Source organism: Sphingobium sp., assembly GCA_035196065.1.
Classification (GTDB): domain Bacteria; phylum Pseudomonadota; class Alphaproteobacteria; order Sphingomonadales; family Sphingomonadaceae; genus Sphingorhabdus_B; species Sphingorhabdus_B rara.
The window spans coordinates 2,058,898-2,078,830 of the sequence record CP136575.1 but is presented as its reverse complement, the minus strand read 5'-3'; the positions used below and the strand labels follow the sequence as shown (position 1 = coordinate 2,078,830).

Here is a 19,933-nt window from a genome sequence, read left to right as displayed (position 1 = left end):
TCAGGCGTCAGATGCAATGGCGGCAAAGCGTTTCATAATGCGCACGGCACTGATCGGCGATCGCCCGTTCGCGCGCACCCAATTCGGTAGGCTTGGTGGGCGGGCCAAAACTGCTGCTGTTCCATACGGCATTGTACCAGTGCGTGGCCCATATGCCATCGGACGGGTGCGGCCCTTGGGGCCAACTGAGCATTGCTGGATCCCATTCGATGCCGATTGCCGAGCATAACGCGCGCAATCCTTTTTCCGGATCGACGAGCAGCCGGTTGCTATCGACCACGGGGGCGGCACGTCCCAGGCGATCTGAAATCCGGTCATGATATTCCACCAACCGCGCAAAGCCGAGTTGGTCGGCGCTTTTCAGCTCATTCTTTTGGCGATAGCTAGCCACCATCAGGTCGGGATCGCGCACCAAGAAAACATGAACATGATCGGGAAAGTCGTCGATGCCAACCGGCCCCTCCATGTGATGTGACATATGCTTTTGGTACCAGACAGGCTTGCCGCCCGGTATCGCCCCGCGCATGGTCGCACTAACCGACTGCCAGTCGCAATTCATATCGGCGATGATGTCATCCGCCATGGCATGGGGTTCGCCGGTCAGTTTGAGATAGGCACCGTAAAAGGGTTCATCGGTGACGGCACAATCGGCGCGCGATGAAAAGCTTCGCATCATCGCCGTGGAGATATTGCGTGGCCCCGACCACATCGCGATCCGCACGCTCACCCCGCAATATCCCGCTCGACAAGCGCCTTGTAGAGTGTTTGCAGGCGTTCGACCATCGCGCCCCTGCCCTCACTTATTCTGCGCCCGTCAATGGTATGTGCAGGCACAACGCCCGCAAAGGTGCCGGTGACAAAGGCTTCTTCCGCACCATAGACCTCTGTCAGTGAGAAGTTTTTCTCAAACACCGGAATGCCTTCTTCGCGGCAGATGCGGATCACATTGCCGCGCGTTATGCCACCGAGACAATAATCGCCGGTGGAGGTCCACACCTCGCCTTTGCGTACGATGAAGAAATGCGTTGAATTGCAAGTGGCGACAAAGCCGTGGGGATCGAGCATCAGCCCCTCATTCGCGCCTGCCTCGGTCGCCTGAATGCAGGCGGTGATGCAGTTGAGCTTGGAGTGCGAATTGAGCTTAGGATCCTGCACCGCTGGATCGCCGCGTCGGACATGAACGGTGAATAGCGTGATGCCCTTTTCGATCACCTCCGCGTGCGGTTCCTTATGCTCGGCGATGATCACGATGGTCGCGGGAGAAACCACTACGCGGGGGTCTTGATAGGGTGTTGAGCGCACCCCACGCGTGACCATCAAGCGGATATGGCAACTATCCATGTCGTTCGCTTCGATGGTATCATATAGCCGGGCCACCATCTCCTCGCGACTGATCCCGACATCCATTGCGATCGCCTTGGCCCCTTCCCAAAGGCGGTCGAGATGTTCCTTCAAAAAGGCCATGCGGCGTTTGTGAACCCGGATGCCTTCCCAAACCCCGTCGCCCAGCATGAAGCCGCTGTCGAACACAGAAACAACCGCCTCAGCTCGCGGTGTCAGCACGCCATTGACGTTGATCAATATGCGCTCGTTGCGCGGATCGGCTGTGAAATCCTGCGTACCTTTGGCCAATGCTTTCCCCCAAACTCAAGAATCGTCAGGCAGACCTTGTTTCAGCATCCATCTTGCAACGCAAACAGAAGCGCAGAGAGACGAAGTGGACCCTGCATCAAGTTCAGGGTGACACACCGATCGGCGGTCAAATCGGCCTACATATGCAGCATCTTGCCATAGGCTCCGAGCACGCTCTCGTGCATCATCTCGCTAAGCGTCGGATGCGGGAAGACGGTATGCATGAAGTCTTCTTCAACCAGTTCGGCGGTCTTGCCGATGGTATAGCCCTGAATAAGCTCGGTAACTTCGGCACCGACCATATGAGCGCCCAAAAGCTCACCCGTCTTTGCATCAAACACAGTCTTGATGAAGCCCTCGGCTTCACCCAGCGCGATGGCCTTGCCATTACCGATGAACGGGAAGTTGCCGACGCGCACATCATAGCCTGCTTCCTTGGCCTTGGCTTCGGTGAGCCCGACGGAAGCAACCTGCGGATGGCAATAGGTACAACCCGGAATGTTGCGCGGGTCCATAGGATGTGGGTGCGCGTCCATATTACCGAGACTTTGGGCAATGGCTTCGGCCGCGATCACGCCTTCATGGCTCGCCTTGTGCGCCAGCCATGGACCCTGGATCACATCACCAATAGCATAGACGCCCGGAACATTTGTACGGCACATCGCGTCGGTTTTGATGTGGTAACGTTGATCCGGCTCGATATTCAGCGTTTCCAGCCCGATATTTTCGACATTGGGCACGATACCGATTGCGACGATGACATGGCTGAATTCATGGCTGTTTTCCTTGCCATCCTTGTCCTTTATCGTCGCCTTTACGCCGCTGTCATCCGCCGCAATAGTGCTGATGCTCGCCTTGGTCATGATTTTAATGCCCTGTTTGGCCAGTGCCTTTTCAAGAAAGGCTGAGACATCGGCGTCTTCGACGGGAACGATGCGATCCATCATCTCGACAACCGTCACATCGCTGCCCAGATCATTGTAGAAACTGGCAAATTCGATACCGATGGCACCCGAACCAATGACCAGCAACTTTGTCGGCAATTCGGTGGGCACCATCGCGTGGCGATAGGTCCATACCCGCTTTCCATCGGCTTTCAGCTTCGGCAGATCCCGCGCTCTTGCGCCTGTGGCAATGATGATATTCTTGGCTGCAAGCGTGGTTGTAGTACCATCTTTGGTCACGGCAACCGACGTGGGGGACTTCAACACGCCATCGCCCATATGGACGTCGATTTTATTCTTCTTCATCAGATGGGCTATGCCCTGATTGAGCTTGCTCGCCACACCACGCGAACGTTTGACAATGGCATCCAGATCGGCGGTGATCTTTTCCGCTTTCAAGCCATAATCGCCCGCATGTTGCATATAGTGATAGATTTCCGCCGAACGCAGCAACGCTTTGGTCGGGATACAGCCCCAGTTGAGGCAGATGCCGCCGAGATTTTCGCGCTCGACAATCGCGGTTCTCAGCCCAAGCTGCGCAGCCCGGATAGCGGCCACATAGCCACCGGGGCCGGAGCCCAGGACGATAAGGTCGTAATTATCTGCCATATTACGCCACCAACCCCAACGGCTTCTCGATCAACTCCTTGAATACCTTCATGAATTCGGCGCCATCGGCGCCATCGATTGCACGGTGGTCGAAGCTGCCAGTGGCGCTCATCACGGTCGCAATCGCCAGCGCATCGTCGACCACATAGGGGCGCTTCTCGCCGGCACCGATTGCCATGATCATCGCCTGCGGCGGGTTGATGACGGCGGTGAAATGCTTGATGCCCATCATGCCCATATTGGAGATGGAGGCAGTGCCGCCCTGATATTCATGCGGCTGCAATTTGCCGTCCTTGGCTTTGGCAGCAAGTGCAGAGATTTCGGTCGATATCGTTGAGAGCGACTTGTTCGCAGCATCGACTATGATCGGCGTGATCAGGCCGGTGGGGATCGATACTGCGACGCTGATATCGGCGCGGCTATATTGCAGCATCGTGTCTCCCGCGAAGGAGACATTGCACTTAGGCACCTGGATAAGCGCAAGTGCGAGCGCCTTTATAAGCATATCGTTGACCGACAGCTTCACTCCGCGGCTTTCAAGGCTGGCGTTGAGCTCACCGCGCAGCTTCAGGAGCGCGTCGAGGCGGATATCGACCGTCAAGTAGATATGGGGCGCCTCTTGCATCGATTGGGTCAAGCGGCGCGCAATTGTTTTGCGCATATTGCTGAGCTTGACCACCTCGTGCGGGATGCCGAAATCGGGGATTGCAGCAGGTGCAGCCGCCACAGTTGGCGCGACTGGTGCGGCAGCCGCGACTGGCGCCTGCGATGCCGTTGCCTGAACTGCAGATGCAGTTCCAGAACCGGCTGCATCGACATCTTCCTTCACGATACGGCCGCCGGGACCGGTTCCAGTCAGCGTCGCGAGATCGATACCGCGTTCCGCCGCAAGACGCTTCGCCAAGGGGCTGGCTTTGATACGTTCATCCGCAGAGGCTGCGGAAACCGGTGCACTGACTGGAGCGGGCGTCGGCGGCGGGGCGGCCACTTCAACCTTGGGCGCTGGCGCTGCTGCCTTTGCAACAGGAGCCGCTGCAGGCTTTACGGGCGCGGCGTCTTCATCTTCGCCTGTAATCAGCGCGATAACGGTGCCGACCTTCACGCCATCGGTACCTTCAGCAACCATGATCTTCGAAATCACGCCTTCATCGACCGCTTCGAACTCCATCGTGGCTTTGTCAGTCTCAATCTCGGCGATCAAATCGCCCGACGAAACGCTGTCTCCTTCTTTAACGAGCCAGCGGGCAAGCGTGCCCTCTTCCATCGTCGGGGACAAAGCGGGCATTTTGAGCTCGATTGGCATGCAGGAATCCTGTCAATATGGTCTCGAATATCGGGGCGGCATAAGGGCTTGCTTTCCCCAGCGTCAAGCGGCTTGTGCTTGCACAGCCAGCCATTTTCGCGCAGGCTATACGAATTCACGTCTTATGACATTGGGCGGGGTTTCGGGGAAACAACCATGCGCACCTATTTGGTCGTTATCGATGAAAGCGAAGAAGCGCGTCTTGCGCTGCGCTTTGCATCGCGCCGTGCGGCAAAAACCGGCGGCGCAGTGCACATCCTTGCGTTAATCGAAAAGGCGGATTTCGTCGCATGGGGCGGCGTGCAGGCCACGATGGAGGCTGAAAACCGCGAAAAGGCCGAAGAACTTGTCTCTACAGCCGCGGGTACAATCTTTGACGAACTTGGTTTGCAGCCACAGATCACGATCCGCGATGGTGAAGGCGTCGAGGTCGTGAAAGACATGCTGGATGCCCATCCGGAAATCGCCGCGCTCGTTCTGGGTGCGGCGGCGCAGGGTAACCCCGGCCCGATGGTAGCACATTTCACCGGCAATAATGCAGGCACGATGCGCTGCCCGGTAATGGTCATTCCCGGGTCGCTCAATGATGAACAGATTGACGAACTAAGCTGATTTAGCGGCGTTTCTTGCCCTGATGGCGGATGTTACCCGGCCGTCCACGCTTCCCTGCCATATGCTTGCCAGCTATCTGCTTACCCTTGTGCCTGACACCTGACGGACGCTCCATTCGGGAGGGGGCATAACTTCCGCCTTCGGGCAATTCGAAACGCAGCGCTCCGGAAACCGGATTTGCCTCGGCCAGCCTGAGTTTCAGACGCATGCCCGGGCGATACTCATCTCCGCTTTCTTCGCCGGTCAATGTCTGACTGGATTCGTCATAATTGAACCGTTCGGCACCCAGCGTCGAGACAGGGACGAGCCCGTCGCCACCGATCGCTTCCACTGTCGCGAAAAAGCCGAAATTCTGGACGCCCGTGATCCGGGCATCAATGATCTCGCCAATCTGCGCAGCAAGATAGGCTGCAACATAGCGATCTACCGTCTCCCGCTCGGCCTCCATCGCCCTGCGTTCTGCGCGGCTGATCATTTCCGATGTGACGTCAAGCCGCTCGAAATCTTTCGAGGAAAGCCCTGTAACAGACTTGATTACCTTGTCTTTCGGCGCCGGCATTTCAAGTTCATAGGCGCTGACGAGTGCGCGATGAACAATGAGGTCGGCATAGCGGCGGATCGGCGATGTGAAATGCGCATAGCTGCCCAATGCGAGGCCAAAATGGCCCGCATTTTGCGGAGTATAATAAGCCTGTGTCTGGCTGCGCAGCACCGCCTCCATGATTTGCGGCAATATCTCGTCAGAATCCCGCACCTTCGCGATAATCGCATTGAAGGTGGACGGGCGGATCACTTGGCCCAGCGTGAATTCAATATCGAAGGTTTTGAGATAATCTTTCAGCGCGACCAGTTTCTCGCGCGCCGGTGGTTCATGGACACGATAAATAAGCGGCGATTTCTTGCCTTCCAGCGCCTTTGCCGCGGCCACATTGGCGGCAATCATGAAATCCTCGATCACCTGATGCGCATCAAGATGGGCGCGCACAGCAACGCCGATCACCCTGCCCTTATCATCAAGCGCGATCCGCCTTTCGGGCATATCAATGCCAAGTGGATTGCGACTGTCGCGAGCCTTTTTGAGAAGCGCCCAGCAGGCCCACAATGGCTTGAGCGCACTTTCGAGCATCGGGTGATCCAATGTGCCATCAATCGCAGCCTGCGCATCTTCATAAGGAATATTGGCAGAAATGCAGGCGATAGCGCGCGCGAAACGCCATGACGTCACATGACCGCCAGCATCGATCTGCATATGGCAGGCTAGGACTGCACGATCCTCTCCTGCCCGCAGTGAACATTTATCCGATGATAGTGCGTGCGGCAACATCGGCACCACGCGGTCGGGAAAATAGACACTGTTACCGCGCTTAGCCGCCTCCCGATCGAGTACGCTTCCCGGACGGACATAGTAGCTGACATCAGCAATCGCGACGATCGCGTTAAAGCCACCTGGATTTTTGGGGTCGTCATCAGCAATTGCCCAGACAGCATCGTCAAAATCGCGGGCATCGCGTGGATCGATCGCGATAATGGGCAGGTGACGTAGATCTTCACGATGCTCAGCCGTGACCGGCAGATCGTGGACAGTCGCGGCTTCATCCTCGACTTCTTGTGGAATTTCGAATGGAATGCCGAATTTATGGATCGCGATCAGGCTGAAACTTTTGGGGGCAAAAGGATCACCCAACAGTTCAGTTACCTTCGCCTTTTTCTGTCCGGCGCGCCCGCCCAGTTCCGCCAAGACGAGATCGCCAGGCTTTGCTTCACCCAATTCGAAAAGGGGAGTGTCAAAACGGGCCTTTTTGTCCGTCGATTTCAGCCAGAAACGGCCGTTTCCTCCATCCTCGACAACGCCCAATATCTGTTCGCTCGCTTTGGCAAGCTTCTTCATCGGATGGGCGATCCAGCTGGAGCCGGCCTCTTCAGTGCGGGCAAGGATACGATCGCCAATACCCAACGCGCCCCTGCGGCCGCGTTCGATCACCCGCAATTTGGGTGGGGGCACACCTTCTGCTTCCCACCGTTCGGGTATTGCGATCAACTGATTGCCATCAACATCGACGATTTTGAGGACAGTAACGCGCGGGACCCCGCCCATCTTGTGAAAGGCCCTGCCCGGAGCTGCATCGATCAGCCCTTCGTCGGTCATGTCACGCAACAAAGCCTTAAGCGCGATCTTGTCGCTGCCATGCAGGCCAAATCCGCGCGATATCTCCCGCTTGCCTGCCGGCTCTTTCGATTGCTCGATAAATTCGAGTATCTGCTCGCGGGTGGGAAGTCCCGGCTGGTGGCGCGGCTTTCGCGCCAAATCAGTAAGTCCGGCCAATAAGGATACGTTCCACCGCTGGCGCGCCTGAGAAGAAACAGGGTCCGTCGGCCGGCGCTGCATCCAAAGGCGCGTTGCGCATCGTTAACTTCAGCGCTTTCAGTTGTTCGACAATCTTGTCGAGCGCGTCGCCGCTAGGGCGGGCCCATTGCACCTCGACCCAGCCTGCAAACTTGGCCTCATCGCCTTGATAATGCGCCGCAAGGTCGGAGACATCGCGACGGATATTCCCGTCAAGCCGTGCCTTTGCCTCATTGTACAGATTGGACTGGATATCCTCCAACATTGCCGATGCAGCGGCAACAAATTCGGCGCGCGGCGTGAAGGCCGTCGCAAGCTTACCGTCATCTTTGTAAAGCCGGTCACGGCGCAGCACCGCAGCCTTGCCGTCGGCGACATCGCGCGGGCCAACCTCGACGATCAGGGGCGCACCTTTCTTCACCCATGACCAACGCTTGTTCGCCGCTTTTGTTGCCTTGGTATCCAAAAGGACGCGCACAGGCTCTCCGAAGGCGCTGAGCGAACCAAGTTCGCGCGAGAGGTTACGGCAATATTCAAGCACGGCGGCATCGCCATCATCGTCCCGCAACATCGGCACGATCACAATCTGCCAAGGCGCAACTTGCGGGGGACAGCGCAAGCCGTCATCATCGCCATGCGTCATGATCACGCCGCCGATCAGGCGGGTAGATACGCCCCAGCTGGTGGTATGGGCAAATTGCTGCCCGCCTTCCTTGTCCTGATATTTAATGCCAGCGGCTTCAGAAAAGCCGGTGCCAAGATAATGCGAGGTGCCAGCCTGAAGTGCTTTGCCATCCTGCATCATGGCTTCTATCGAATAGGTTGCAACGGCACCCGGAAAACGTTCATTTTCGGGCTTTTCACCCGCCATGACCGGCATGGCCAGCGGGCCTTCGGCAAAGGCGCGATACATTTCCAGGGCGCGCATGGTTTCATTCATCGCGTCGTCGCGGTCGACATGCGCGGTATGCCCCTCCTGCCAGAGGAACTCGCTGGTGCGCAGGAACATACGGGTGCGCATTTCCCAACGCACGACATTTGCCCATTGGTTGACCATCAGCGGCAGATCACGCCAGCTTTGCACCCAGCGGCTCATGGCGGCACCGATCACTGTTTCCGATGTCGGCCGCACGACCAAGGGCTCTTCCAGTTTCGATTCCGGATCGGGGACCAGTTTGCCCTTGCCGTCACCGACGAGGCGGTGATGTGTTACGACAGCCATCTCCTTGGCAAAGCCTTCGACATGGTCCGCCTCTTTTTCAAAGAAAGACAGCGGGATGAATAGGGGGAAATAGCAGTTATCGACCCCTGCCTTCTTGATTTCGGCATCCATCAATTTCTGGATGCGTTCCCAAATGCCATAACCCCATGGGCGGATAACCATGCAGCCGCGAACCCCCGATTCCTCGGCAAGATCGGCTTCGGATATGACCTCCTGATACCAGGCGGCGAAATTTTGTTGGCGGGTGACGGATAAGGCGTGTTTCATGGCGCCGGCCCTAGCGGGTCACCGCCGCAATCGCAACTGGCGAGGTGTCAGCGTTGCGACAGCTTGTCGATCTTCGCCTGAAGTTCGGCCATCTGCCGCTTAAGATCATCGATATTGTCGTCGCCGGCCTGCTTGCCACCGCCAAGGTTCGGCATGAAGGCATCGCGTGCGGCGCGCATCATTTCGATATTCTGCTTGGCAATATGTCCGAAAGGCCCAGAAGTCAGCGCAGTTTCGATCACATTCTGAACCTGTTTCTGGTTCTTGCGGAAATTGTCCATCGAACTTTCGAGAAATTGGGGAACCAACCCCTGCATCGAGTCGCCATAGAGCGCGATGATCTGGCGCAGGAAGCTGACGGGGAGCATTCCCTGCCCGCCGGTTTCTTCTTCCATGATGATCTGGGTCAGAACGCTATGGGTGATATCATCACCCGTCTTTGCATCGACAACCTTGAATTCAACGTCTTTGCGCGTCAGCTCGGCCAAGAAGTCCAGCGTGATATATTTCGACGATTGCGTGTTGTAGAGCCGACGGTTCGCGTATTTCTTGATGATGATCGGATCGCCATCCGCAACGGTTGCGCTTTTGCGTGCCATTCCAGTTTTCCCTCGAAGAGCGCGGCACCTAGCACCAGACGGTGGTGCACTGCAACAAAAACGCTGAAAAGCGTCAAAACCCGGCTCGATTACCGCATGCAAGGCGCAAATGTTGCAACTTTGCTGAGAGCACTTTTTTTTCGAGCAGAAAAAATGAATTTGCGCTGAACGGATGCCCAAACGACCAAATGAAACATCCGAATATCATTATCGTATCATTTGAAACGAAATTTCGTCAGGCAGGGATGTTGCGAAGCTTTCTTGTCTCACGCAAAATCCACACAGTGTTATTGCTGTGTGGCGCATTGGCAACATCGTTGCAAAAAGGCCATCGCAGTGGCCAAGACGCTTGCACGCGCCCATGCTCTAGTCTTAGGGCGAAAAATTACGGAAATTTGATTCTCGAACTGGGGAGTTCCTAAGAATGAAGAAGTCGCGTTTGCTCGTGACCGGCTCTTTGCTCGGTCTTGCAATGTTTACCGCCGTTCCGGCGTTGGCTCAGTCGGCCGACGACCAGACACCTCCGGCGTCGTCCAGTGACGATGACGAAGACGCAGCCGAAGAGGAAGAGGGCAGCGCCCCCATTCTCGTCACCGGTTCGCGCATTTCGCGTCCGACACTCGAATCAGCGGTTCCGCTGACTTCGGTAACCGTCGATGACATCACCGGTACGGGTGAAGTTTCGCTCGGTGACGCGCTGAACGACCTTCCGTCGCTCCGCTCGACCTTCTCGGCTGGTAACTCAAGCCGCTTCATCGGTACTGCGGGCCTCAGCCTTCTTGACCTTCGCGGCCTCGGCACTGACCGTACGCTCGTTCTCGTCAATGGCCGCCGCCATGTCACTTCGTCGCCCGGCGACAATGGTTTTGACGTCAACACCATTCCGATCGATCTTGTTGAGCGTATCGACATCGTCACCGGCGGCAACTCGGCCATTTATGGTTCGGACGCTGTTGCAGGCGTCGTCAACTTCGTGATGCGGAAAGATTTCGACGGCATCAAGCTGAACGGCCAGAGCGGTCTTTCTTCACGTGGTGATCGTGGAACTTATTTTGTCAGCGCACTCGCCGGCACCAACTTTGCCGACGGTCGTGGTAACATCACGGGTGCAGTTGAATATACCCGTCAGCAGCCGCTTTACTTCCGCCAGCGCGATGAGCTGACCGGTGCATTGAGCGGTCGTTGCCAATATAACGCTTCGGAAATCGCAACTGGCGAACCGGCAGCGGGCGATGGCATCCCCGACAACACCTTCTTCTGCGGCGTGAAGAATGCTGCAATCAGCAACGCTGGCACCATCGGTGCTCTTGACGCAGCTTCGAGCGCAACGCGCCGTTACCTGCGCTTCAACGATGCTGGTGATGTTGTCATCGACACCCCGACCCAGGCTTTCTCTGCTTTCGGCAGCGGCAACCAGATTGGCGGCATCGGCTCAACCCTGCGCGACACCGGCAGCCTTCTTGCAGAAGTTGATCGTTACGCGTTCAACGTGCTCGGCCATTTTGACGTTTCGGATGCGTTCCGTCCGTTCATCGAAGCCAAATATGTTCGCGTGAATGCATCCGGCGAAGGCCAGCCCAGCTTCCAGCAGGGCACCATCCCCGGCTTCTTCGGTGGCGGCAACAACCTGCGCTGCAGCAACGCTTTCCTGAGCGCGGCTGCACTCGCAACGCTGCAAAGCTTCGGCGTCTGCACCAACACCGCAACCGGCACATTGAACGTTTCGCGCTTCAACGTCGATTTCGGTGGTCGTAAGTTCTTCGGAACCCGCGAAACCTATCGTGCAGTTGCAGGTGTTGAAGGCACGTTCAACGACGACTGGAAATATGAAGTCGCGTTCAACTATGGCCGTTTCGAAGCCGTTGGCCGCAACGATCGCAACCTCTATCTGTTCGACGAAAACGGCAACCCCGATGGCTATCTGCTCGCGCTTGATGCCGTTCGTGCACCTGCCGGCTTCACCGGCACCAACGTTGCCCGCAACGCTGCCGGTCAGAATGTGGTCTGCGCCGTCAACGCCGTGACCAACGTTCGCCCGGATTGCGTTCCGATCAACATCTTCGGTTCGGGTCTCGCTACGCCGGAAGCAATTGCTTTCTCGCATCGTCCGAGCATCAACACCGAATTCGCCAGCCAGATGGTTGGTTCGGCATTTGTCGGTGGTGACCTGTCGCAACTGTTCGAACTTCCCGGCGGTCCGATCGCATTCGCGGCTGGAGCCGAGTATCGCGAAGAAAAGGCGAATGTCGATTATGACGACATCACCTCGGATGGCCGTACCTTCCTCAACGCGCTCCAGGATTTCCGTCCGCCTGCGCTGAAGGTGAAGGAAGCTTATGGTGAAGTCTTCTTCCCGCTTCTGAAGGACACCCTGTTCGCGCAGGAACTGTCGGTCAATGTTGCTGGTCGTGTGTCTGACTATAGCGGTGCTGGCGCCAGCGTTGGAACCGTCTATGCCTACAACATCCAGGGCATCTACGCTCCGATCGAGGACATCCGCTTCCGCGCTGCTTACGCGACTTCGGTCCGTGCGCCGACGCAGAGCGACCTGTTCTCGCCCCTGTCGCAGAACTTCGCCTTCATCAGCGATCCTTGTGACTCGGTGAACATCGTCGCAGGTCCGAACCGTGCAGCCAACTGTGCTGCCGCTGGCGTTCCGACCACGATCACTGCAGCAACCGCAGCAGCTTGCGCCGGTTCGTCCTTCGGTACCACTGTCGGTACGCCTTGGGTGAACTGCACGGCGCGTGCATTCTCGACCGGTTTTGAATCAGGCGGCAACCCGACCCTGACCGAAGAGCGTGGCAAGAGCTTGACCATTGGTGCAGTCATCAAGCCGCGGTTCATCCCTGGCCTGACCTTCACCGTCGACTATTACAACATCAAGGTTGAGGACCTGATTGCTACGCTCGGTGCGCAGACGATCATCAGCCTCTGCTATGATAGCGAAACGCTTGCCAATCCCTTCTGCTCCACCGTCAATCGTGACCCCTCGACCGGCCTGTTCGCTGAACCGGCTGTGATTTCGGGCGGCGTCAACTTTGCGGCTCAGCGCACCAAGGGCATGGACTTCGATCTCGACTATCGTAAGACCTTCGACAATGGTGACCGGATCCGTCTCAGCCTGATCGCAACCCGCGTTCAAGCGCTGAACAACTTCACCGATCCGACCCGTCCGACTGAACCGAACCGTCAGTTGAGCGAACTTGGCGACCCGCAGTGGGCCGGCAGCTTCATCTTTGACTATGATTTCGGTGATTTCGACATCCGCTATTCTGCGCGCTACATCGGCAAGCAGACGATTGCGTCTTACGAAACGCAGAACTCCTACACCGGTCTTTGCCCGGCTTCGGGTGTGACGCCGAACACGGGTGGCACTTTGAACGGTACAGCAGTGCCTTGCACCGCCGGTTCGCTGGTCAAGATTGCGCCGAACAATGCCGACGCCTTCCCGCGGGTATGGTATCCGGACGTCATCTATCATGACATCCGCGTGGGCTTCAGCGTTGCTGAAAAGTTCCGTCTGTACGGTGGTGTTAGCAACCTGCTCGACCGTCAGCCGCCGCTCGGCCTGCTCGGTACCGCTGGTGGCGATCCGTTCGACAGCTTCGGCCGCAACTTCTTCCTTGGCTTCAGCGCCAACTGGTAAGCGGTTTAAAACCTGAAAAAGAAAGGGCGCCCATGTGGCGCCCTTTTTTTGTGTCCTTAAACGCCGGAGATTTAAAAAGCCGCGGCGGAGCAACCTGCCCCATTCAAACCCGAAATTACGATGTCAGTTGGTCAGGCCCAGATCCGCTCGGCCCGTTGCCCCAGCCCGGTTAGCAATTCATAGGGTGACTTGCCGGTCACAGCTGACGCAGCCGTCAGATCAAAGTCCACTGCCACCCAGTCGCCCTCGGCAAGACCGGGCGCTGCGCTGGCGTCAATCGTGACAAGGTCCATTGACACCCTGCCCAACACGGGGAGCCAATGTTCGCCAGTCCGCACCCTGCCCTTTGACGAGAAGCCCCGCCAATAGCCGTCGGCATAGCCCATCGCGATTGTTGCAACCCGTGTGGGCGCATTGCATTTATGGGTTGCATTATACCCGATCGCATCGCCGGCCTGAAGGCAGCGGAGCTGAAGTACACGGGCCTCGATGCCGACAACGGGACGGATAAGTCCGGCGAGTTCGGCGCGCGCGATGCCGCCATAAAGCGCAACACCGGGCCGGGTGAGGTCAAAATGATAATCGCTACCCAGAATGATACCCGCGCTGTTGGCAAAGCTCTTCCGTTTGTAGGGCAAGCCGGCGGTCATTTTCTGAAATCGCGCCAATTGGGCGGGATTCTGGGGGCTATCCTCGTCCGCGGACGCAAGGTGCGACATCAATATGTCGATATCAAGCCCGTCCAACAGCCCTGCCTTAAGCTGTTCCGGACCAATACCCAGCCTGTTGATCCCGCTGTCGAGCATCACATGGCAACGCCCCCCGCGAGCCTGACGCCAAGCAGAAAGCTGGGCGGGGGTGTTGAGCACGGGAATCGCACCCAATTGCATGGCTGCGGAAATATCCGCTGCACCCGCACCATTAAGCACTGCGATCCGTTCTGCGGGTATGATGTCTGCAATGGCTTCTGCCTCGGCCCAATGGGCGACGAAGAAATCCCGGCAGCCGGCCTTCCACAACCGCGCAGCAACTTCGCGCGCGCCAAGGCCATAGCCATTGGCCTTCACGGCAGCGCCGGTCGCCGCATTGCCGCTCAGCCTTGCCAATGTGCTCCAGTTTTCAGCCAGAGCCCCGCCATCGAGCCTCAGCCGGATAGGCGAAGAAAAGCTCAATCCAGTTCCTTGTCCTTGTTTTCGGGCAGCCAGAACAGCGAAACGATGAAGGCCATCGCGACTACGCCGATGGTATACCAAAGCCCATTAAACGCCCCGCCGGTCTTCACCACGATATATTGCGAGATGAAGGGCAGGAATCCGCCAAAATAGCCTGTGCCGATATGATAGGGGATCGACATGGAGGTATAGCGAATCTTGGCCGGGAACAGTTCGACAAGGATAGCGGCAACCTGACCATAGGTCATTGCCGAGAGTGCAACCAGCGCCGCAACGGCGCCAATGATGATCCAGGGATTGCGCTGTTCAGGATCAGACTTATCAGGATAACCGGCTGCTTCGAGTGCTGCGACATAGGCTTTTTCGTCAAAGCCTTTGACCTCGGCAGCGCCCACTTTCAAAATAATCTCGCTGCCGCTTTCCTTTGCATAGCTGATCCCGCGCTTTGAAAGGAAATTAAGCGCCTTTCCGCATTCGGTTGTCTGTTTGGTGGCAACGATGCTCCAGTCGCATTCGGGCATCACAATCGTTACCGGTGATGTTGCACTTGCCTTGGCCAAAGCCGGATTTGCCGCATCTGCCATGGCGTGGAACAACGGAAAGGTGAGCAGCATGGTCAAGGCGTAGCCGATGAGCAGCATCTTCTTGCGGCCATAATGATCAGACAGCCAGCCTGCCGCGACATAGAGCGGGGCGGCAAGCAACGCGCCGACGGCCATATAGCCCAGCGCATCGGTTTCCGGCACACGCGCAGTTCCGGTAAGGAAATAGAGCGTACCGAATTGAGAGGTGTAATAGATCACCGTCAGGCCGGCAGCGACGCCGAACAGCGCCACCAAAATGCGCTTGATATTGCCGGGATATTGGAAGCTTTCGACAAAGGGATTTTTCGATGTCGTGCCGGCTTCTTTCATCGCCTTGAACACCGGGCTTTCGGAAAGCTGCAAGCGGATCCAGAGCGATATGGCCAAAAGCAGGACCGAGATCAGAAAGGGTACGCGCCATCCCCATGCCTCAAACGCTTCGGGCGTCATGATCGAGCGGGTCGCCAGTACGACAACAACAGCGAGGAGGAAGCCACCCGCAACCGATGCCTGGATCCAACTGGTATATTGCCCACGCTTGCCCTTGGGCGCATGTTCCGCGACATAGATCGCCGCGCCGCCATATTCACCGCCCAGCGCCAATCCCTGCAGGCACCGCAGCAGCAACAGCAGCCCTGCGGCCCAAAGACCCGCCGTTTCAAATGTCGGGAGCAGGCCGATCGCAGCAGTCGCAACGCCCATCAGCGAGATCGTGACGAGGAAGGTATATTTCCGTCCGATCTTGTCACCCAGATAGCCGAATATAATCGCGCCAAGCGGACGCACACCAAAACCCGCGCCGAACACCGCTAGGCTGGCCAGCATGGCGGCAGTCGGGTTGTCGGAAGGGAAAAACAATTTGGCGATCAACGCGCTCAAAATGCCGTAGACGAAAAAGTCATACCATTCGAAAACAGTGCCAAGCGACGAGGCGGTGATGACCAGCCTGTCCCGCTTAGGATCAATAACGCCCTCATTCGCAGTCTGTGCGGTCGCCATTTCGCCCCTCCTAAAACTTTGCTTGGTCTCCTTCTTAGTTGCAACGCTTCGCGGTTCAAGCCTTGTTGCGCTTGTTTAAGTGAGCGATTAACGTTCGTTGTGGAGAACGAGGGAGAGTATGATGCTGACCAAGGGCGACGAATATCCAATCCACCAGACAGCCGAACCGATCGCCTTTTCGGGCACCGACCGGAATTTCTACGATCGCTTTTTCTTTTGCGGGTATCGATCCGACGGCTCCGGCTATTTCGGCGCGGCATTTGGCGTCTATCCCCACCTCAATATTGCCGACGCGCATTTTTCGATCATTCGTGATGGCACCCAGCATTGCGTTCATGCCTCACGCATCCTTGGATATGAGCGGATGGACATGGATTGTGGGCCTATCCGAATTGAAGTGGTTGAGCCGCTGAAATCGGTCCGGCTGGTAGTCAACAACCATGACGGCATTTCGGCCGATCTGCTGTTCGAAGGCCGTTCGGCACCAATTCAGGAACCCCGCTTCACCCGGCGCAACGGTACGCGCATGTTCATGGATCTCACCCGTTTTACCGTGAATTGCCATGTCAGCGGATGGGTTGAGGTTGATGGCAAACGCGAAAGCTATGAAGGCGCATTTGGCACGCGTGATCGCAGCTGGGGCGTCCGGCCAATCGGTGCGCAAGATCCCCAACCCGTCGTCCCGCCTGTCATGCCGCAATTTTACTGGCTCTGGGCACCAACCAATTTTCCAAACCTGTCCCTCTATGCCCATGTCAATGAAGACGAAAAAGGCGTTCCATGGAACCGGCGCGCGACATTGATGATGGATGGTGCCAATCAGGAAGGCGGGCAACATCTGCATGATGACCGTTTCCATATCGGCTGGCAGCCGGGCAAGCGGCATGCCGCACAAGCCCGAATGGATGTGCGCGACGATGGCGGGCGTGAACATTGCGTTACTTGGGAACCGATCGACCTCTTCATGATGAAAGGTCTTGGCTATGGCCACCCAGAATGGACACATGGAGGTTTCAAGGGAGAGCTGGCGGTTGCGCGGGAAGATTTCCGCCCCGCCGATCTCGATCCGCTCTTGCTGCCCCACCTTCACATCCAGCATGTCGCACGCGCCCGGCATGAAGGCGGCGGCGCAAGCGCGGATGGCATCGGCATTGTCGAACAGCTAGTCATCGGCGTGCATGGCCCCAGCGGCTTCAAGGGATTGATCGACGGGGCGAGCGCATGACCGAACCGGTCCTTACGCTCACAGATCTGACTCCTGAATGGCTGAGCGATTTGCTCCGAGGGCGCGGTCATGATGTCACAGTGTCCTCCGTCGAGGCGCGCAGAATTGGCACCGGCCAGGTTGGCGCGACTTACCGCCTGACATTGGGCTTCACCGGCGAGCACGGCAATTGCCCGCCGACGCTGGTCGCAAAGCTGCCATCCGAAGACGAGCTCAGCCGCACAACCGGCAAATCGCACCTTACCTATTTGCGGGAAAGCCGCTTCTACCAAAGCTTTGCGGGCAAGCGGCCGATGGCGGTTCCTGACCATCTCTACATCGCCTTTGACGATGAAAGCCACGCCTTCACCCTGATCATGCATGACCTGCCTGATCATGTGCAGGGTAACCAGTTGGCCGAACCGACCCGCGCAGAGGCGTTGTTGGCTGTTGATGCAGCCGCGAGCATCCATGCGGGTTGGTGGGGCGACCCCATGCTTGACACGCTTGACTGGCCCAATGGGACCAAAGCTGTGCCGCCCGCGCTTGATGGCGATGTTCTGCTCAACATGCTCTGGCCTTCCTTTTGCGACCGTTATGGCGATCGGGTGAGCGCTGACATGCGCCGTGTTGGTGAGGCTTTTTTGGGAAAACTCAACGCCAATGCAGAGCGGCGACTGAGCCCGCGTTGCCTGACGCACAATGATTTCCGCCCCGACAACATGCTGTTCAACCCTGCCGATTCCGCAAAGCCTATCGTCATTGTCGACTGGCAAACCACGGGCGTCGGTGTGGGCGTCGGCGATATTGCTTACTATGCTGGCACAGCATTTGAGCCGGAAAACCGCGGCTTGCTCGAGACCGAACTGGTACAACGCTACCGCGATGGCCTGCTCGCACGCGGCATAGGAGAACAGGATCTGGTCCATATCGAGGATGATTATTGCCGTTCCTCGGTTGCAGGTTTTCTGATGGGCGTAACGGCAGCCATGGTTGTCGAGCGCACTGATCGCGGCGACGATATGTTCCTTGCGATGGCGCGCCGCTCTGCCGCGATGGTCCTCTATCATAAAGAAAGGGCGCTGCCTGCATGAGCCGTTTCATCGACCTGTCGATCCCGATCACCAATGATGTGATTTCCGACCCGCCCGTCATGCGTCCGCAAGTGACCTATATGACGCATGAGAGCACATGGGAGCAGATCGCGATGTTCTTCCCGGGGCTAACCCGCGAAGACCTGCCCGATGGCGAGGGTTGGGCGGTCGAAACGCTGACGCTTTCCACGCACAATGGCACGCATATGGACGCGCCGTGGCATTATCATTCGACGACCGATAGTGGCGCCACCCCTGCCCCGTCGATCGACGAGGCACCGCTGGACCTGTTCTTCCGCCCCGGCGTAAAACTCGACTTTTCGGATCGCCCGCACGGCCATGTCATCAGCGCTGCTGAGGTGGAGGCGGAGCTCGCGCGGATTGGTCATCAATTGCAACCGCTCGATATCGTTCTCGTTCAGTCCGGCGCAATATATGGCACCGACAACTTCACCGATCAGGGCTGCGGCATGGGCGCCGAGGCAACGCTTTACCTGACCGAGCGCGGCGTTCAGGTGGTAGGCACCGATGCCTGGAGTTGGGATGCACCCTTTTCGCATACTGCAAAACGCTGGGCGGAAAAGCGCGATCCATCCATCATCTGGGAGGGGCATAAGGCAGGCCGCATCCAACCTTATTATCAGATTGAGAAGCTGGCGAACCTATCCGCAATTCCCGCAACCGGTTTCATGTTCAGCTGCTTTCCCGTGAAAATTGAACGCGCCAGCGCAGGCTGGATCAGGGCCGTAGCTATCCTCGATAGCTAGATCGGTGCATGGGGCGGGCTTTCCCGCCGCTTTCTTTCCAATCTGCGGGGTTGGAAACGCGCTCAAACCCGGATGGCTGTGAAGCGGATATGACCTTCAAAGGCTGATCCGGGCTCGATAGCCGGCATCGTGCAATCGGCTCTGTTAAGCGCGTTATTGATATGTGGCACGGGTTCGAAACAAAAGAAATCGGCTCCCTTTGGCGTGTACAGCACGGCATTGGAAAGGGACGATGTGATTTGAAGCATATGTGATCGCCCTTCCCAGGCAACCCTCGCCACACCGCTCCAGTCGGCATAGGCATTGTCTATCGCGGATGCGCCAACGCTTCTTTTGTAAGAAAAATCCACTTCGCCGGCGGGGGCGATCGCCCTCTTTGGCAAATGATCGTCACCGCTTTGGTAAAACAAGCCTGCCGAAAACTGAAGACTGGCGGCCTTGGCATCGAAATAGGGATGATGTCCAAAGGCGAGTGGGGCGATTTCGTCGGCGAGATTTGTCGCCTTCATGCGGAGAATGAGGCTGTCTTCGATTAACTCTATCTGCTGTTCGGCACGGAACGGCCAAGGCCAGCGCGCATCGCCGGCGAAATCCAGCTGAAGCGTTAGATCGGCCGCCCCATGATGAACGGGTGCCCAAGCCTCTTGCCAACCAACGCCATGAATGGCGTGTGGCCGCGAAATCGCATTTTCTTCAATCTTTACGGTCCGCCCATTCCAGTCGAACCGTCCAAAGCCGATCCTGTTTGAATAAGGAACCAAGGGGAAGGATGCGCAGCCAGCAATATTGCCCGAGGCTATATCCTGCTCCGCAGCAGCGCGAAACATTTGCTGCCCATCGACTTCCCACGATGCAAGCGCCCCGCCCAGGCCAGGCGCGACATGGCAGATGCTGTTACCGGCTCTGATCGCCAGCACCTCATCTGCCACGCG

At 57.4% G+C, this 19,933-nt stretch carries 15 protein-coding genes; 5 read left to right on the top strand and 10 right to left on the bottom strand.

Annotated features, from left to right (window positions below; translation table 11 throughout):
• Positions 1 to 7 precede the first annotated feature (7 nt).
• From RSE16_09930 to RSE16_09915, 4 genes are all read right to left on the bottom strand, one after another.
• Positions 8 to 727 carry an HAD family hydrolase gene (locus RSE16_09930; protein ID WRH75031.1) on the bottom strand — a complete coding sequence of 240 codons (720 nt, stop codon included), beginning with the start codon at positions 725 to 727 and terminating at the stop codon, positions 8 to 10.
• A complete protein-coding gene (locus tag RSE16_09925) occupies positions 724 to 1,632 on the bottom strand; it encodes an aminotransferase class IV (GenBank protein WRH75030.1) in 909 nt (302 codons plus the stop codon). Before RSE16_09925 ends, RSE16_09930 begins: the two co-directional genes overlap by 4 nt.
• 137 nt (positions 1,633 to 1,769) lie before the next feature.
• Positions 1,770 to 3,185 (bottom strand): dihydrolipoyl dehydrogenase, encoded by a 1,416-nt coding sequence (gene lpdA, locus RSE16_09920; protein WRH75029.1) that lies wholly within the window; start codon positions 3,183 to 3,185, stop codon positions 1,770 to 1,772.
• Between the two features lies 1 nt (position 3,186).
• Positions 3,187 to 4,488 carry a pyruvate dehydrogenase complex dihydrolipoamide acetyltransferase gene (locus tag RSE16_09915; protein ID WRH75028.1) on the bottom strand — a complete coding sequence of 434 codons (1,302 nt, stop codon included), beginning with the start codon at positions 4,486 to 4,488 and terminating at the stop codon, positions 3,187 to 3,189.
• A gap of 156 nt (positions 4,489 to 4,644) precedes the next feature.
• On the opposite strand from RSE16_09915, the gene RSE16_09910 reads away from it, so the two are divergent.
• The gene (locus RSE16_09910) at positions 4,645 to 5,100 is read left to right on the top strand and encodes a universal stress protein (GenBank protein WRH75027.1); all 456 of its coding nucleotides are present in this window, start codon (positions 4,645 to 4,647) and stop codon (positions 5,098 to 5,100) included.
• A 1-nt stretch (position 5,101) separates the two neighbouring features.
• Here the strand turns inward: RSE16_09910 and RSE16_09905 are convergent, their stop codons facing one another.
• Genes RSE16_09905 through phaR form a run of 3 tightly spaced genes read right to left on the bottom strand, consistent with a single transcriptional unit; the run spans position 5,102 to position 9,532 of the window.
• Complete coding sequence (locus RSE16_09905) at positions 5,102 to 7,423, bottom strand: VacB/RNase II family 3'-5' exoribonuclease (GenBank protein WRH75026.1); 2,322 nt, start codon at positions 7,421 to 7,423, stop codon at positions 5,102 to 5,104.
• Entirely contained in the window at positions 7,407 to 8,933 is a 1,527-nt protein-coding gene (proS, locus tag RSE16_09900; GenBank protein WRH75025.1) for a proline--tRNA ligase, read from the bottom strand. Before proS ends, RSE16_09905 begins: the two co-directional genes overlap by 17 nt.
• A 47-nt stretch (positions 8,934 to 8,980) precedes the next feature.
• Positions 8,981 to 9,532: a polyhydroxyalkanoate synthesis repressor PhaR gene (phaR, locus tag RSE16_09895; protein ID WRH75024.1), complete on the bottom strand. Its 552-nt coding sequence runs from the start codon at positions 9,530 to 9,532 to the stop codon at positions 8,981 to 8,983.
• Between the two features lie 424 nt (positions 9,533 to 9,956).
• On the opposite strand from phaR, the gene RSE16_09890 reads away from it, so the two are divergent.
• Positions 9,957 to 13,181 (top strand): TonB-dependent receptor, encoded by a 3,225-nt coding sequence (locus RSE16_09890; GenBank protein ID WRH75023.1) that lies wholly within the window; start codon positions 9,957 to 9,959, stop codon positions 13,179 to 13,181.
• Positions 13,182 to 13,312: 131 nt separating this feature from the next.
• On the opposite strand, the gene alr is transcribed toward RSE16_09890, so the two are convergent.
• Both alr and RSE16_09880 read right to left on the bottom strand, forming a co-directional pair.
• Entirely contained in the window at positions 13,313 to 14,353 is a 1,041-nt protein-coding gene (gene alr, locus RSE16_09885; GenBank protein ID WRH75022.1) for an alanine racemase, read from the bottom strand.
• Positions 14,350 to 15,936 carry an MFS transporter gene (locus RSE16_09880; GenBank protein ID WRH75021.1) on the bottom strand — a complete coding sequence of 529 codons (1,587 nt, stop codon included), beginning with the start codon at positions 15,934 to 15,936 and terminating at the stop codon, positions 14,350 to 14,352. The genes alr and RSE16_09880 overlap by 4 nt, the downstream gene beginning before the upstream one ends.
• Positions 15,937 to 16,054: 118 nt before the next feature.
• On the opposite strand from RSE16_09880, the gene RSE16_09875 reads away from it, so the two are divergent.
• Genes RSE16_09875 through RSE16_09865 form a run of 3 tightly spaced genes read left to right on the top strand, consistent with a single transcriptional unit; the run spans position 16,055 to position 19,001 of the window.
• Positions 16,055 to 17,161, top strand: coding sequence for a hypothetical protein (locus tag RSE16_09875; protein ID WRH75020.1), 1,107 nt, complete (start codon positions 16,055 to 16,057; stop codon positions 17,159 to 17,161).
• Entirely contained in the window at positions 17,158 to 18,234 is a 1,077-nt protein-coding gene (locus RSE16_09870; GenBank protein ID WRH75019.1) for an aminoglycoside phosphotransferase family protein, read from the top strand. The genes RSE16_09875 and RSE16_09870 overlap by 4 nt, the downstream gene beginning before the upstream one ends.
• The gene (locus RSE16_09865; protein WRH75018.1) at positions 18,231 to 19,001 is read left to right on the top strand and encodes a cyclase family protein; all 771 of its coding nucleotides are present in this window, start codon (positions 18,231 to 18,233) and stop codon (positions 18,999 to 19,001) included. Before RSE16_09870 ends, RSE16_09865 begins: the two co-directional genes overlap by 4 nt.
• A gap of 62 nt (positions 19,002 to 19,063) precedes the next feature.
• On the opposite strand, the gene RSE16_09860 is transcribed toward RSE16_09865, so the two are convergent.
• Entirely contained in the window at positions 19,064 to 19,930 is an 867-nt protein-coding gene (locus RSE16_09860) for an aldose 1-epimerase (protein WRH75017.1), read from the bottom strand.
• Positions 19,931 to 19,933: the final 3 nt, after the last annotated feature.

Coding starts and splice junctions, on each gene's coding strand:
- lpdA (WRH75029.1), bottom strand. CDS start 3,185: ATGGCAGATAATTACGACCTTATCGTCCTGGGCTCCGGCCCCGGTGGC.
- RSE16_09915 (WRH75028.1), bottom strand. CDS start 4,488: ATGCCAATCGAGCTCAAAATGCCCGCTTTGTCCCCGACGATGGAAGAG.
- RSE16_09910 (WRH75027.1), top strand. CDS start 4,645: ATGCGCACCTATTTGGTCGTTATCGATGAAAGCGAAGAAGCGCGTCTT.
- proS (WRH75025.1), bottom strand. CDS start 8,933: ATGAAACACGCCTTATCCGTCACCCGCCAACAAAATTTCGCCGCCTGG.
- phaR (WRH75024.1), bottom strand. CDS start 9,532: ATGGCACGCAAAAGCGCAACCGTTGCGGATGGCGATCCGATCATCATC.
- RSE16_09890 (WRH75023.1), top strand. CDS start 9,957: ATGAAGAAGTCGCGTTTGCTCGTGACCGGCTCTTTGCTCGGTCTTGCA.
- RSE16_09880 (WRH75021.1), bottom strand. CDS start 15,936: ATGGCGACCGCACAGACTGCGAATGAGGGCGTTATTGATCCTAAGCGG.
- RSE16_09875 (WRH75020.1), top strand. CDS start 16,055: ATGATGCTGACCAAGGGCGACGAATATCCAATCCACCAGACAGCCGAA.
- RSE16_09870 (WRH75019.1), top strand. CDS start 17,158: ATGACCGAACCGGTCCTTACGCTCACAGATCTGACTCCTGAATGGCTG.
- RSE16_09865 (WRH75018.1), top strand. CDS start 18,231: ATGAGCCGTTTCATCGACCTGTCGATCCCGATCACCAATGATGTGATT.